The organism is Mycobacterium riyadhense (assembly GCF_963853645.1).
Taxonomy (GTDB): domain Bacteria; phylum Actinomycetota; class Actinomycetes; order Mycobacteriales; family Mycobacteriaceae; genus Mycobacterium; species Mycobacterium riyadhense.
This window is the reverse complement of the sequence record NZ_OY970456.1, coordinates 3,940,299-3,954,683: the sequence shown is the minus strand read 5'-3', so window position 1 is coordinate 3,954,683 and position 14,385 is coordinate 3,940,299. Positions and strand designations below refer to the sequence as shown.

At 64.5% G+C, this 14,385-nt stretch carries 12 protein-coding genes; 6 read left to right on the top strand and 6 right to left on the bottom strand.

Features of this window, described 5'->3' with window-relative positions:
• Window position 1: 1 nt before the first annotated feature.
• Window positions 2–448, bottom strand: coding sequence for an Lrp/AsnC family transcriptional regulator (locus AADZ78_RS17465; RefSeq protein ID WP_085250468.1), 447 nt, complete (start codon window positions 446–448; stop codon window positions 2–4).
• A gap of 123 nt (window positions 449–571) precedes the next feature.
• On the opposite strand from AADZ78_RS17465, the gene ddaH reads away from it, so the two are divergent.
• Window positions 572–1,429: a dimethylargininase gene (ddaH, locus tag AADZ78_RS17460; protein ID WP_085250469.1), complete on the top strand. Its 858-nt coding sequence runs from the start codon at window positions 572–574 to the stop codon at window positions 1,427–1,429.
• Window positions 1,430–2,017: 588 nt separating this feature from the next.
• Here the strand turns inward: ddaH and AADZ78_RS17455 are convergent.
• Entirely contained in the window at window positions 2,018–3,241 is a 1,224-nt protein-coding gene (locus AADZ78_RS17455) for an IS110 family transposase (protein ID WP_204903370.1), read from the bottom strand.
• Between the two features lie 611 nt (window positions 3,242–3,852).
• On the opposite strand from AADZ78_RS17455, the gene AADZ78_RS17450 reads away from it, so the two are divergent.
• Together AADZ78_RS17450 and AADZ78_RS17445 are read left to right on the top strand one after the other, a co-directional pair.
• Window positions 3,853–5,295 (top strand): amino acid permease, encoded by a 1,443-nt coding sequence (locus tag AADZ78_RS17450; protein ID WP_139829100.1) that lies wholly within the window; start codon window positions 3,853–3,855, stop codon window positions 5,293–5,295.
• Complete coding sequence (locus AADZ78_RS17445) at window positions 5,292–6,170, top strand: universal stress protein (RefSeq protein ID WP_085253463.1); 879 nt, start codon at window positions 5,292–5,294, stop codon at window positions 6,168–6,170. Before AADZ78_RS17450 ends, AADZ78_RS17445 begins: the two co-directional genes overlap by 4 nt.
• Window positions 6,171–6,238: 68 nt before the next feature.
• Here the strand turns inward: AADZ78_RS17445 and AADZ78_RS17440 are convergent, their stop codons facing one another.
• The 4 genes from AADZ78_RS17440 to AADZ78_RS17425 all read right to left on the bottom strand — a co-directional run bounded on the left by AADZ78_RS17440 (window position 6,239) and on the right by AADZ78_RS17425 (window position 10,503).
• Entirely contained in the window at window positions 6,239–6,928 is a 690-nt protein-coding gene (locus AADZ78_RS17440) for a class I SAM-dependent methyltransferase (protein WP_085253462.1), read from the bottom strand.
• Window positions 6,929–7,426: 498 nt separating this feature from the next.
• A complete protein-coding gene (locus AADZ78_RS17435; protein ID WP_085253461.1) occupies window positions 7,427–8,743 on the bottom strand; it encodes an ABC transporter substrate-binding protein in 1,317 nt (438 codons plus the stop codon).
• 88 nt (window positions 8,744–8,831) lie between these two features.
• The gene (locus tag AADZ78_RS17430; RefSeq protein WP_085253460.1) at window positions 8,832–9,644 is read right to left on the bottom strand and encodes a carbohydrate ABC transporter permease; all 813 of its coding nucleotides are present in this window, start codon (window positions 9,642–9,644) and stop codon (window positions 8,832–8,834) included.
• Entirely contained in the window at window positions 9,631–10,503 is an 873-nt protein-coding gene (locus AADZ78_RS17425) for a carbohydrate ABC transporter permease (protein ID WP_139829101.1), read from the bottom strand. Before AADZ78_RS17425 ends, AADZ78_RS17430 begins: the two co-directional genes overlap by 14 nt.
• A gap of 81 nt (window positions 10,504–10,584) precedes the next feature.
• On the opposite strand from AADZ78_RS17425, the gene AADZ78_RS17420 reads away from it, so the two are divergent.
• From AADZ78_RS17420 to AADZ78_RS17410, 3 genes are read left to right on the top strand one after another with little or no spacing between them, the layout of a single operon-like run.
• A complete protein-coding gene (locus tag AADZ78_RS17420; RefSeq protein WP_085253458.1) occupies window positions 10,585–12,102 on the top strand; it encodes a TldD/PmbA family protein in 1,518 nt (505 codons plus the stop codon).
• The gene (locus AADZ78_RS17415; RefSeq protein WP_085253457.1) at window positions 12,099–13,472 is read left to right on the top strand and encodes a metallopeptidase TldD-related protein; all 1,374 of its coding nucleotides are present in this window, start codon (window positions 12,099–12,101) and stop codon (window positions 13,470–13,472) included. The genes AADZ78_RS17420 and AADZ78_RS17415 overlap by 4 nt, the downstream gene beginning before the upstream one ends.
• 7 nt (window positions 13,473–13,479) lie before the next feature.
• On the top strand, window positions 13,480–14,313 hold the full coding sequence (locus tag AADZ78_RS17410; protein ID WP_085253456.1) for a carboxymuconolactone decarboxylase family protein: 834 nt from the start codon (window positions 13,480–13,482) through the stop codon (window positions 14,311–14,313).
• The last annotated feature ends 72 nt before the right edge of the window (window positions 14,314–14,385 follow it).

Genomic DNA, 14,385 nt, shown 5'->3' with positions numbered 1-14,385 from the left:
CCTAAGGCCGCATCCGGTCGATGAGGTTCGATAGCACGACGATGCTTTCGCTGCGCTCGATGTCGGCACTCGAGCGGATGCGTTCCAAGGCGGTCTCCAAGTGCCGCATGTCGCGGGCGAGCACGTGCAGCATCGCGTCCGACGTGCCGGTCACCGTCGCTGCGCTGACAACTTCGGGGATGTCCACCCAGGCCGCCCGCAGCCGATCCGGCGTAATGGTGCCGTGGCAGAACACCTGCACATACGCCTCGGTGTTCCAGCCGAGCGCGGTTCGGTCGACGACAGTAGTGAAGCCCCTGATGACGCCGTTGTCCAGCATCCGGTCGACGCGGCGTTTGACCGCGGGAGCGGACAAGTTCACCTTCTGCCCGATCTCGGCGAAGGTGGCCCGGGCATGCTCGGCCAGCTCGACGAGGATGCGCTCGTCGGTGTCATCCAGGCGGTCCATCGCTCGCTCCTCCGCTGTCTACGCAATAAATCGCTGCTATTGGTGGTTCGGCGCAACATATCGAGTATAAACACGCAATAGTCGGCGTTTGATTGTGAATCACGAGGCAAATATCTTTGATTCATGACGGACTACTATGTTGCCGCAACCGCGTCATCGCACGGCGCCTGGAAGCAACGTCGCACGTCCCGGACCCGGCGCTACGCCATGACCCCACCGACTTTCTTCGCTGTCGAGTACGCGATCAACCCCTGGATGGACACCGGCACGCGGGTCGACGTCGACGTCGCAACCGCGCAGTGGGAGCGGCTCCGGCAGACCTATTTGCGGTTGGGCCATGCAGTGGACGTGGTCGAGCCGGTCGCCGGGCTGCCGGACATGGTTTATGCCGCCAATGGCGGATTCATCGCCAACGACGTTGCCGTAGTCGCCAAATTCCGCTTCGCCGAGCGCGCCGGTGAGGCGAAGGCCTATGCGAAATGGATGTCGTCCGTTGGATATCGGCCGGTGTGCACCCGGCACGTCAACGAGGGTCAGGGCGATCTGCTGATGGTCGGCGAAATGGTGTTGGGAGGCTACGGCTTTCGCACCGATCTGCGGGCACACGCCGAAATCGGCAGGGCATTGGGAAAGCCGGTGATCTCCCTAGAGCTGGTGGATCCCCGCTTCTATCACCTCGACACCGCGCTGGCCGTTCTCGACGACCACACGATTGCGTACTATCCGCCGGCGTTCAGCGCGGTAGCCCGGCGACAACTGCACGGGCTGTTTCCCAACGCGATACTGGTGAGCAGCGCCGAAGCGTACGCGTTTGGGCTCAACGCGGTGTCCGACGGACGCAACGTCGTGCTTCCCACTGCCGCAACGGGTTTCGCGATACAGCTGGCCGAAGCCGGCTTCGACCCGGTCGGCGTGGATCTCTCCGAGCTGCTCAAGGGCGGCGGGTCGGTCAAGTGCTGCACGTTGGAGCTACACCCATGACGGCTCGGCCCTGTCTTGGCTCAAATTGGTGCGCACCATAGATCGGGCAGATCGCGGCGTCACAACAGTCACATGTGTCGCTGCGCCCGGTGGACCACCCGATGCGCCCGGCTCCTAGCGACAATCGCCTGAGCTGCGGTGTTGTGCCCATGTTGGTGGTGGCCGTGCGGGTTTCGCGGTGGCGTTGACCTGCAGAAGCCGAGTTGTCGCGGGTAGACATCCCAGCGTTGGAAGAGTCAAGCGGCGGTGGGTTGTCGGTTTGGGCCGCAACCCGGCAAACCGGGCACTGAAGAGCGTCAACGACCAATATCGTCAACCCCAAAAGCCGAAAGCAGCACAAGCGATCTCGATCTCCCTTGCCCTGAACAGCATGCGCCGAACGGCGCCGCCGTCAAGGCCCTACGGCCGCTACGCGGTCGGGCTGCGCCCGAACCTTGACCCCGACGCCGACTTCGACGCCCGCCCAGCCAGGACCAGGAAGCTTCAAAACAAGCAAAAACAAACGCAGCCGTGGGGTCTTGACCGCGCGGCCCTCTGCTTCGGGAATGACCTGCAGAAACCCCAGTTGTCGCGGGTACGTTGGAAGAGTCAAGCGGCGGTGAGTTGTCGGTGGGCCCAGGCGGTGTCTTCGTTGTAGAGGGTTTGGTGACGTAGGCAACCGTGCAGGATGCCCACGAGGCGGTTACCCAAGGCCCGTAGGGCTTGGTGGTGGGTGTCGCCGGCGGCGCGGTGTTGGTCGTAGTAGGCGCGCACACCGGGACTGCATTGCAGGGCGGCGAACGCCCAGCGGTCGATGGCGTCGTAGAGGCGGTCGTTGCGGACGTAGCGGGCCCGCACGAGTTTTTGTCTTCCCGACGCGACGGTCAACGGTGATGTGCCGGCGTAGTTTTTGCGAGACTTGGCGGTGGTGTAGCGGTTCGGGGCGTCCCCGAACTCACCGAGCACCCGGGCGCTGAGGATGACACCAAGTCCTGGCAGGGAGCGGTAGATGTCGGCGTCCGGGTGCTTTTCAAAATGCTCAGCCAGCGTGGTTTCCAACTGGCTGATCTGATCGGTGAGTTCGATCAGCACGTTGACGGTGGCGCTGGTGATGGCGCCGCAGGCCTGTGTGACGGCCTCGGGGGCGGCCAGTTGCTCGGTGCGCAGGGCCGCTTGGATCTGGCGAGCGCGTTCGTCGATGTTGCGTTGGCGCCCACCGGCTTTAAGCGCCGATCCGATTTTGCTAAGACTCAACCGGGCACCTTGTGTGGGGGTGGGAGCTCGGCCCAGCACTGCCAGCGCGTCGCGGTCGCGATCCCGGTCGCCCAGACTGGGCAACGCTTCTAGGGCCGCCGGGTAGTACTGCAACAAGTTGGCGCGCAGTGTGGCCGACTGGCGCGCCCGCGTCCAGATCAGGCCCTGATGGGCACGGGCCAGCACCTGGATCGCGTCGCCCTGCGAACTATCGGCGCTGAGTGGGCGGTGGTTGTGGCGGTCGGTGCGGACCAGATCGGCCAGTAACTTCGCATCAGCGGCATCGGATTTCGCGCCCGAAACCCCATGGCGGTCCCGGTACCGGGCCACCGACCTCGGATTGACCGCGTACACCTGATAACCGGCCGCGACCAGCGCACCCACCCACATGCCGCGGTCGGTCTCGATCCCGATGATCACCTCGCCGGGATCGTCGGCATGCTCGGCGAGCAACTCGTGGAACTGCCCGATCCCGGTCAACCCCTCAGGTAATCGCGTTGCGGCCAAACGTGCGCCAGCCTCGTCCATCAGATACACGTCGTGATGGTCTTGGGCCCAGTCATCGCCAACAAACAACATCACCTCACCACCTTCTCCTCACTGGATCGAACTACTCTTTGTTCGAGCCTGAAGCCACCCGGCTGCGGCCTAATGGTCCAGTGCTCGCATGGCACAACATCCCAGTAGCGCTACAACTGACCCACGACCGGACCGGGGCAACGGTCTACGCCGAAGGAATCAATCGTTCCTGGTGGGCAATAGTGCTCACCGGCCGGCGGCTCACCAATCAGCCTCGCCGATGACCATCCATAAAGCACGGTCAACGACTACAGCCGATCCATTCCCATTAGGTGGGCAGGAAGACCATAGCCTCCGGCACAGGCCAGAGTTTCAGATGTGACTACAGAGCAATACAGACAGCCAGAGCAGAACCTCGCGTCGAATTTGAGTCATGGTGCGCGCCACCGCAGTTCGGAGTAGCCCCGATTCGCTATCGTCGCCTCCAGGTGCTCCTGAGTGACCGGCCCACCAGGAAGACTCCGGCGACGCGCCGCAGGTCTGGATTTAGTGCGCAACGCTCGACGCGTCCCGAAGCAAACTCACAGGTCAGCGGGCTCCAGCGATGCCGAACTGCGAACCACGAGCCAAAGTCGGGTCATAATTAGCCGATCTGGCGACGGGAGGCGTATTTGCCGGCTACTTCGATCAGCCTGCGAGAGCAGATGTTGCGCCGCCGCCCAGTGGGCGGCGCTCCCGTGGCGCCTGGGGCGGTAGGCAGTCTCAAACGAAGCTTCGGCGCGTTTCAGTTGACCATGTTTGGGGTCGGTTCGACGATTGGCACCGGGATCTTTTTCGTGTTGTCCGAGGCGGTGCCCGAAGCCGGCCCCAGCGTGATCGTTTCGTTCGTCCTTGCCGGCATCGCGGCCGGGCTCGCGGCGATGTGCTATGCCGAATTGGCGTCGGCGGTACCCGTTTCGGGCTCGTCGTACTCGTATGCATACGCCACGCTGGGTGAGGCGGTCGCGATCTGTGTGGCAGCGTGCCTGCTACTGGAATATGGGGTGGCCACCGCCGCGGTCGCGGTCGGCTGGAGCGGTTACGTCAACAAGCTGCTGGCCAATGTGTTGGGATTGCAATTGCCCCGCGCATTGTCGGTGGCTCCGTGGGACTCAGAGCCCGGCCTGCGACAAGGCTATGTGAACCTGCCGGCGATCTTCCTGATCGGATTGTGTGCGCTGCTGTTGATCCGGGGCGCCAGCGAGTCGGCAAAGGTCAATGCGGTCATGGTGTTGATCAAGCTCGGGGTGCTGGGCATGTTCGTGATGATCGCGCTGACCGCGTACAGCAGCGATCACTTCAACGACTTCGCCCCTTTCGGTGTCGCCGGCGTCGGTGCGGCGGCGGGCACGATTTTCTTCTCGTTCATTGGCCTGGACTCGGTGTCGACGGCCGGCGAGGAGGTGATCAATCCGCAGCAGACCGTGCCACGCGCGCTGATCGCGGCCCTCTTCATCGTCACCGGTGTCTATGTGCTCGTCGCGTTCGCCGCCCTGGGCACCCAGCCCTGGCAGGCGTTCGGCGGCCAGGAAGAGGCCGGGCTGGCCACCATTCTCGACAACGTCACGCGCGCCACCTGGGCCAGCACCATTTTGGCTGCGGGCGCGGTCATCTCGATCTTCACGGTCACGCTGGTCACCATGTACGGCCAAACCCGCATCCTGTTCGCGATGGGCCGCGACGGCCTGCTGCCGACGCGGTTCGCGTCGGTGAACCCGCGCACCATGACTCCGGTGAACAACACCGTGATCGTCGCGGTGGTGGCAGCTATCCTGGCCGCCCTAATACCCCTGAACCACCTGGCGGACATGGTGTCCATCGGCACTTTGACCGCGTTCATCGTGGTGTCTGTCGGGGTGATCATCCTGCGCGTGCGCCAGCCCGATCTGCCGCGCGCGTTCCGGGTGCCGGGTTATCCCGTCACGCCCGTTCTTTCGGTGCTGGCGTGCGGATATCTGCTCTACAGCCTGCATTGGTACACCTGGATCGCGTTCGGTGGATGGCTTGCGGTGGCCCTGACCTACTACCTGGTGTGGGGGCGCCACCACAGTGCGCTCAATGAGGAAACTCCGTGACGGTCCTTGTCGGGTATCGGGCCGGCAGAGTCGGTCCGTCGGCGCTGCAGCTGGCGGTCCGTGCCGCGCGCACACTGAGCACTTCGCTCACCGTGGCGACCGTGGTGCCGAAACCCTGGCCGACACCATCGCTTGCACGTGTTGACGCCGAGTACGAGGACTGGGCGGAACGGCTTGCCGCGGACTCGGCGCGGGAGGCCCAGCGTTACTTGCACACATTGGCCGAAGGGCTCGAGGTCAGCTGTCTCCATCTTGCGCATCGGTCGGTGTCGGGTGGGTTGATCGAGCTGGTCGATGAGCTCAACGCCGAGCTTGTGGTGCTGGGGTCGTTTCCTGACGGGCGACGCGCCCGAGTGTTGATCGGTTCGACCGCCAACTGGCTGTTGCATTCGTCGCCGGTACCGGTTGTGATCAGCCCGCGTCAATACCGTTCCCGCACAAGCCGGTTGACACGGATCACATGTGGCTACTCGACAACGGCGGAGTCGGCGGACGTGGTGCGGCGATGCTCGGGGCTGGCCGGGCGCTACGGGCTTCCGTTACGGGTGATCACTTTCGCGGCCCGCGGCCGAACCATGTATCCACCGGAGGTGGGGCTGCATGCCGAGGCATTGGTCTTGGAAGCGTGGGCGGCCCAAGCGCGGGAAATGATGGAAAAGCTAAGAATTGACGGTATCGTCGGCGAAGACGTTGTGCTGCAGGTGGTTACCGGGAACGGCTGGCAGCAGGCGCTCGACGCGGCGGACTGGGAGGACGGCGAGATGCTGGCGTTGGGCACCTCACCGCGAGGCGATATCGCCAGGGTTTTCCTGGGGTCTCACAGTGGCAAGATCATCCGCCACAGTCCCGTGCCGGTGATGGTGCTGCCCGGGTAAGGTCCGGGCCTGCGCCTCGCCGAGCGTCAGGCCAGCAGGCGCTCCTGCTCCCCGCTCGCGATCCCGGGTTATGGCCGACGGTGACTTACCTCAAGCCATTCCGTCGACTCAAGATCACTGGTGTCCGATTTCAAGCCCGCACAATCGAGTTCGCGCCGGAGGTCGTCGCCCGCTATGCGCTCGAAGCGAAACGGCTGTTTCCACATTTGACCGTCGCACTCCCAAGTGAGCTCGCCTTCGACAATTCCTCCGCGATCGGTGTGGAAGGTCCTGGTAAGCACCCGCGGGCCCTCAACCCGTCGGTAAGTCCGGCCTAGCCGAGATGAAGCGAACCAAAGCGGTGGTCTCCACTGGATGATGGCCTTGCCTGTCGGTTTGAGGTGATGCGCCACCGTGGCCAATACGCCCCTTCGAAGGTCAATCCCTGGGTAGTTGATCAGGTTGGTCGCCAGCAGTACACCGTCGTACTTCTCGGGTAGCCGCAGTTCCTCGATGCGGGCGCATATCGTTCGGGCGCCGCGAACCTCAGCGAGTAGGTCTGCGCAGTCGTCCACGGCAGTAACCTGATAGCCGTGTTCGACCAAAGGGTTGGCGATGCGGCCCACGCCCGCCCCGAGATCGAGCACCGAGCAGTTGGGTCTGAGCAAGTCCCGGATTACGTCGACCTCACCCGTGGCGGGCTGTCGACGCAAAATCTCGAGCACACTGCCGTCGTTTGCCAGCAGTCTGGCATCGGCTATCACATCGCTATGGGGCACAACACTTCCTCTTACCTCCAGAATTCTCGCCCCTACCTCGCATCGTCGTTGCTCACTCCGAGTACGCCAACAATGCGCGCCGGCTGGTCCGATGCCGGCGGAGACCAGGCGTCCCTTTCTGAATCCCCGCCGGTATCGCTAGTCACCGTCGTTGGCTAAGTAGCCGGCAGTCACTCGGCAACGTCGTCAACGACGAAATTGAAAGTTCCGTAGGTAGCCTCATCCTCGCGGAACAGGAGCTCGTGGGGCATGTGATCACCTCCTTCCGCTACTGCTGCCTACAGCGCTGGGATTCCGTTAGGCACTCATCCAGCGCCGCCATGCAGCAGAATGTCGGCAAGCAACGTCGGGCGTCCAATAGCCATCCGCGAAGGCTTGATAGTCGCAAACTATCGAGCCAGGTCATCAACCGGAACCTGGCGATCACCGAGACGTGGCTCACAGTTTGGCGGATTCGTCGCCGCGCGTCACGCCAGCGTGGCAGTCCGGAGCCCGCGACTAGCGCTGCGCGGCGGCGTTGGCGGCCGCCTGTGCCTGCCGCAAAATCGTCACGACATCGCCGCGGCCGAGGAACATTTCATCGAAATAGGGTTGCAATGCTTCGTTTCCGGCAGCGAAGCCAGCGCCACCAGGGGCTGGAATGCGCGGCCCGTTCAGCACGGCGAAGAACGGCGTGACGTCGACGCCCTTGGCCTTCCAGTAGGCGAAGTAGCCGGGCTGGGCGGAGAGCACCGCGGGAATGGCCGCGCCCTCGCGGCCTAGATACGCGTTACCCTCGCTGCTGCCCATCCATGCCAATACCTGGCGCACCGCGTCCGGGTGTTTGGATGCCGAGTTGCCGGCTGCGGCAATGCCATTGGTAACGCTGACCCTGCCTTTGGGGCCAGCAGGCATCATCGCCACACCCCAGCGGAAGGTGGCGTCGCGGACCACGGCCGCCAGGCTGTAGGTGCCCGATTGGAACAAGGCCATTTTGCCGGCGAGGAACTGGTTGCGGGAGAAATCGCCGTTGTCGTTGGTGTCGGAGGCCGGCGGTGCGACGTGGTCGTAGTTGATCAGGCGGACGAGATAGCGGAAGGCGTCCACGGCCTCGGGGTTGTCGAAGGCGAACTTGTTGTCGCGCTGAAATACGCCGCCGGCCGAGCCGATGTAATTGAGGTAGATGCCCTGGGGATCGTTGGCGGCATTGTACCCCCACTGGCGGACCCGTCTGGATTCGAAACCCGTTGTGCCCGCTCGATGTCCGTCCGCGTCGACGGTGAGCCGGGCCAGCAGGGGCCGCAATGTGTCGTCGCCGCCGGGGCGCCACCGCAGGTTATCCAGCTGGGCGGGGTCGATGCCGGCCGCGGCCAGCAGGTCTGCGTTGTAGAACAGCGCAATCCCGGCATCGGTCAGCTGCGGCACGCCCCACAGCACGCCGGAGCGGGTGAACTGCTCGACGACTGCGGGCTCCCAGTCTGAGTTTGGAGTGATTTGCATCAACCGGCCGCTATCTGCGTAGCCGGCGAGATAGGCATTGGACAGCCAGAAGATGTCGTCGGCGCTGCCGCCGGCCACATCGGTGCGCAGGGTGTCGAAGTATGTGGAATAGGAAACCAGATTGGTGCGCACCTCAATGTTGGGATGCATGCGGGTGAACGCGGCGAAGGATTCCCGGTAGGCCAACGCGATTGGTTCGGCCCACAGCCGCACCGTCACGACGATCTTGCCGCCCGTGGGTGCGCCCCAGCCATTCAATAGCATCGCCGCGGCGCCCAGCAGCACCGCGACCAGCATGAGCGCTCCAGCAGCCAGCGTGGAGTAGCGGGGCCTCATGGGGTTCACCTCGTGCGCCGAGACTGCGGTGAGAGTGGCAGATCGGCGAAAACCGTAGCGCTGAGCGCAGTCTCGATGCGATGACGGGTCACTTGAGCCCCGAAACGACGATCGACGAGACGATGTGGCGCTGGGAAGCGACGAAAAGCACGATCAGTGGCACGATCGCGACCGTGGTCGCGGCCATCACGAGTGTCCACTGCGAGTTGAACCGGGACTGCAGGTCGGCGGTGGCCACCGTCAGCACCCGCCACTTGCGACCGCTGGTGATCACCAATGGCCACATGAAGTTGTTCCACTGTGAGACCACGGTGATCAGCGTCATGGCGGCCAGGACCGGACGGCTGGAGGGAATCACCACATGTACGAGCACGTCCAACGTGTTGGCGCCGTCGATGCGTGCGGCGTTGATCAAGTCGTCCGGGATCAGGCGAAAGTGCTCGCGTAGCAAGAAGATCGCGTACGGGGAGCCAAACATGAAGGGCAGCACCAAAGCCCAGAACGTGTTACGCAAACCCAGCTGGGCCATCATCAGATACAGCGGCACCACGGTGACCGTCGCCGGCACCATCAGCGTCGCGATGTAAACCCAGAAGAGTACGTCTCGTCCGGGAAATTGCAGCCGCGCGAACGCATATGCACCCAGCACGGAGAAAGTCAACTGGCCCAGCAGAATCACGGCCGTCATGAGTGCGGTCACCGCCGCCGCCCGGCCGAAGCCGGCGCCGGCCAGGTCGGTGTAGTTGGCCAGCGTGGGCGGGCGCGGCAATTGCAGCGGCGTCCCCGTCGCGAACTGGTGGGCGGACGTGAAGGACGTCAATAACCCAAGTACGAACGGCAGCAACGTGATCACCGCGCCGATCAGCAGGCCGGCGTAGATGGCGATGTTACGTGAGGTCATAGCTGATCCGCCGCCGGAAGTACAGATGCTGAACGAACGTGACGCCGATGAGGATCACGAACAGCACCACCGCCATCACCGAGGCCCGCCCGATGGCCGCCGAGCCGAATGCCTCGGCGTAGATGCGGTGGGCAACCAGATCGGTACTGCCCTCCGGTCCGCCCCCGGTCAGCGCGTACACGATATCGAAAATCTGTGCGGCGCTGACGATTCCGGTGACCAGAACGAAGAACGTCGTCGGCCGCAGCATCGGCAGCGTGATGCGCCAGAATCGCTGCCAGGTGTTGGCCCCGTCGGTGCGCGCGGCGTTGTGGATGTCCTCAGGGATAGCCAACAGGCCCGCCAAGAACGACAACGACACATAGCCGACGTTGGTCCAGACGACGACGGCCGCAACCAACGGCAGGGCTAGGTCGGGATTGGTGAGCCATTCGATGCGGCGTCCCAGGACGGTGCTGACCGCGCCATTGGTGGGCGCCAGGATCCAGCGCCACATCACCGCGATCGCCAGCGGCGCGCAGATCCACGGCAGCACGTACAAGGTCCGGAAGAAATTGGTGCCCGGAAGCCCGCGGGCCAGCATCATCGCGGCCAGCAGGCCGAGCACCGTCTGCGCTGGCACGACAATCGCCACGAAGACGGCGGTGACCACCAGCGAATCGCCGAAGCCGGCGTCGGAGAGCACCGACCGCCAGTTGGCCAGGCCGACGTAGTGCAGCGGACCCAGCAGGTCCCACCGATACAGGCTCAGCCAGACCACCACGAGGATGGGAAGCAGCAAAAACGCGATCACGCCGAACAGGCTGGGTGCGATCAGGGCGTACGCCACCGCAGTGGTTCGGCGTGGCGCCGGGCATATGCGCCGCTCCTCATCGCTGCGCTCTGCATCGTCGCCGGCGTGGCTCATAGATGTATTAAAGCCGGTCGTTACGGTGTAGCCGTGACACCGAATCGGGGGATCGATGACGACTTCCTGGGCCTGCCGCGCCACGAGTTGGCCGACGCCGCGTTGTCGGCCGCCGTTGCGGCTGGCGCTAGTCACGCCGATCTGCGAATTCACCGCATCAGCACCGAGATCATCCAGTTGCGCGACGGGGAGCTGGAGACCGCCGTCGTCAGCAGGGAGGTCGGCTTGGCAGTCCGCGTCATCGTCGCGGGTACCTGGGGGTTCGCGTCCCACGCCGAATTGTCGCCGTACGTCGCGGCGGCCACCGCGCGCCGTGCCGTACACGTCGCGACCGTGCTCGCGCCGCTGAACAAAGAGCGCGTCCGGCTGGCGCCCGAACCGGTATACGCCGATGCCGCCTGGGTTTCGAACTACCAGATCGACCCATTCAGCGTCCCCGCGGCGGACAAGATCACGGTCCTGGAGGACTACTCCGGGCGGTTGCTAGACGCCGACGGCGTCGACCATGTGTCGGCAGGTCTGACCGCGGTCAAGGAGCAGACGTTTTATGCCGACACCTTCGGATCGTCGATCACCCAGCAGCGGGTGCGGGTGATGCCGTCTCTGGAGGCGGTGTCCGTCGACGCCGCTGCCGGCAGCTTCGACTCGATGCGCACGCTGGCACCGCCGACGGCTCGAGGCTGGGAAGCGGTGGCGGGCGACGAAGTGTGGAACTGGTCCGAGGAGCTCGACGAGTTGCCGTCGCAGCTGGCCGAGAAGGTCAGGGCGCCCAGCGTGATGCCAGGACCCACCGATTTGGTGATCGATCCGACCAACCTATGGTTGACCATTCACGAATCCATTGGCCATGCAACCGAATACGACCGGGCGATCGGCTATGAAGCCGCATACGCCGGAACTTCGTTTGCAACGCCGGACAAACTCGGCACCATGCGCTACGGCTCGCCGGTGATGAACGTGACCGCCGACCGCACCGTCGAATGCGGCTTGGCCACTATCGGTTACGACGACGAGGGAGTGGCCGCGCAAAGCTGGGATCTGGTGCGTGACGGCGTGTTTGTGGGCTATCAGCTCGACCGTGTGTTCGCCCCGCGGCTTGGGCAGCCGCGCTCCAACGGGTGCTCGTATGCCGACTCGCCGCACCACGTCCCCATTCAGCGGATGCCCAACGTCTCGCTGCAGCCGGGGACCGACGGCCTCGCCACCGAGGATCTGATTGGCCGTGTCGATGACGGCATCTACATCGTCGGCGACAAGTCATGGTCGATCGACATGCAGCGCTACAACTTTCAGTTCACTGGCCAACGGTTCTTCCGCATCCGAGACGGGGCCCTTTACGGGCAGTTGCGCGATGTCGCCTATCAGGCGACCACCACCGATTTCTGGAATTCGATGGAGGCCGTGGGCGGCCCGTCGACCTGGCGGCTGGGCGGGGCTTTCAACTGCGGCAAGGCCCAGCCCGGCCAGGTGGCCGCCGTCAGCCACGGCTGTCCGTCGGCGTTGTTCCGAAACGTCAATGTGCTCAACACCCGCACCGAGGCCGGCCGATGATCACACCACAGCACCTGGTCAACGTCGTGCTGGAGGAGGCGGCCACGGCGGGCCGGGCCGACGAGACCATGGTGCTGGTTACCGACCGGATGCAGGCGACGCTGCGCTGGGCGGGCAATTCGATGACCACCAACGGGATCGCGGTGAGCCGCAACCTGACCGTGATTTCGATTGTGCGCCAAGATGATAAAGCCCGAATCGGCACGGTGGTGTCCGCCGAAGTGGACCCGTCGGGGATTCCGGGGCTGGTGGCGGCGTCGCAGGAGGCGGCCCGTTCCGCGCCGGAGGCCGTGGATGCCGCGCCACTGCTCGGCAATTTCGGGGAGCCGGTCGATTGGGACGCGCCAATACCCGGCACCGGAGCCGAGGTTTTCGCCAGCGTCGTCGGCCGGCTGAACCGTGGCTTCCGGGGTACCGACCGGTTGTACGGTTATGCGCACCACAGCGTGGCGACGACGTTCCTGGCGTCGTCGACGGGGCTGCGCCGGCGGTATACCCAGCCCGGTGGTGCGATTGAGATCAACGCCAAACGCGGCGAAGCCAGCGTCTGGACGGGCATGGGCACCGCCGATTTCGTTGACCTGCCAACCGATTCGCTGCTCGAGGAGCTGTCGATGAAGTTGGGGTGGGCGCAGCGCACCGTCGAGTTGCCCGCGGGGCGGTACGAAACGATCATGCCGCCGTCGACGGTGGCCGACATGATGATTTTCTTGGGGTGGTCGATGGCTGGGCGCGGTGCCCAGGAGGGGCGGACCGCATTCTCGGCGCCCGGGGGTGGAACTCGGGTGGGGGAGCGGCTCACCGACCTGCCGTTGACCATGTTTACCGACCCGGCGGCGCCGGGCCTGGCGTGCACGCCGTTCGTCGCGGTGAGCAACTCCTCGGAGACGGTGTCGGTGTTCGACAACGGAATGGACATCGCCCAGGTCGACTGGATCCACGACGGGGTGATCAACGCGCTGGCCTATCCGCGGGCCACGGCCGCCAAGTTCGATGCTCCGGTCGCGGTGGCCGCCGACAACCTGGTGATGACCGGCGGGTCGGCCGATCTGGCCGACATGATCGCGGCCACCGAGCACGGCCTGCTGCTGACGACGCTGTGGTACATCCGTGAGGTCGACCCGACCACGCTGTTGCTCACCGGGCTGACCCGCGACGGCGTCTATCTCGTCGAAGACGGGGAGGTGACCGCGGCGGTCAACAACTTCCGTTTCAATGAGAGCCCACTGGATTTGCTTCGTCGGGCCACCGAGGCCGGTGTCAGCGAGAAGACCTTGCCGCGGGAATGGAGCGAGTGGGCCACCCGGACGGCGATGCCGTCGCTGCGGATACCGGACTTTCATATGTCGTCGGTGAGCCAGGCGCAATAATGCTGTGATGCAGCACGACGCGCTGACCAGGTTGGTGGCGTTGTCTGACGGCCGCATTGCGGGGCTGGTTCGGCGGGTGTGCGCTGCGGCGTTGTCGTTGCCGGCTCTGCCATGTGAGGTTGCGGTGGACCAGCCGGAGTCGGAGGCCGAGGTCGTGGTCGCCGAGTTTGCCGCGCAGTTCAGTGTCGACGTCTCTTTGATCACCGACGAGCAGCGGTCTCGATTGTGGAAGCAGTTGGGCGACAGCACCTTTAGCGCTGTCGTGTCGATGTATATTGCCGACTTCGTGCCGCGGGTGCGCGCCGGGCTGGAAGCGTTGGGTGTTGGCTCGAAGTACTTGGGGTGGATGCGGGAGCCGATCTCGTGGGACCACACCACCGACCCGTCGGATGCGTTGTTCAACGGCTTTCTGCCCGCGGTGGCCCGGATGCGCGCACTCGACCCGATCACGTCCGAGCTGGTTCGGCTGCGCGGCGCCGCTCAACATAACTGCCGATTGTGCAAGTCGCTGCGGGAGAGCACCGCGCTCGATGCCGGCGGTTCGGAGACGTTGTACAGCGATATCGAGCGCTTCGAGACCTCGGAGTTGTTCGACGTTCGCGCAAAAGCCGCCCTGCGATATACGGATGCGTTAATTTGGAGCCCTGCGCACCTCGTCGTCGACGTTGCCGCCGAGGTGCGCGCCCGGTTTAGCGAGGCAGAGGCCATCGAGCTGACTTTCGACATCATGCGTAACGCCAGCAACAAGATTGCGGTGTCACTGGGTGCCGATGCGCCGCGGGTTGAGCAGGGCACCGAGCGGTATTTGATCGGCGTCGACGGTCAGACGGCGTTTGGCTGACGAGTTATGGCGGGTAGAGCGGCTCAATTGATCGCGGTGGGTGCGCTTGCTTGCAGTGTCGCCGGCTGTTTT

What these genes read in the sequence shown, in the direction of transcription:
- AADZ78_RS17465 (WP_085250468.1), bottom strand. Translation starts at nt 448, where the DNA reads ATGGACCGCCTGGATGACACCGACGAGCGCATCCTCGTCGAGCTGGCC.
- ddaH (WP_085250469.1), top strand. Translation starts at nt 572, where the DNA reads ATGACGGACTACTATGTTGCCGCAACCGCGTCATCGCACGGCGCCTGG.
- AADZ78_RS17455 (WP_204903370.1), bottom strand. Translation starts at nt 3,241, where the DNA reads ATGTTGTTTGTTGGCGATGACTGGGCCCAAGACCATCACGACGTGTAT.
- AADZ78_RS17435 (WP_085253461.1), bottom strand. Translation starts at nt 8,743, where the DNA reads ATGAGGCCCCGCTACTCCACGCTGGCTGCTGGAGCGCTCATGCTGGTC.
- AADZ78_RS17430 (WP_085253460.1), bottom strand. Translation starts at nt 9,644, where the DNA reads ATGACCTCACGTAACATCGCCATCTACGCCGGCCTGCTGATCGGCGCG.
- AADZ78_RS17415 (WP_085253457.1), top strand. Translation starts at nt 12,099, where the DNA reads ATGATCACACCACAGCACCTGGTCAACGTCGTGCTGGAGGAGGCGGCC.
- AADZ78_RS17410 (WP_085253456.1), top strand. Translation starts at nt 13,480, where the DNA reads ATGCAGCACGACGCGCTGACCAGGTTGGTGGCGTTGTCTGACGGCCGC.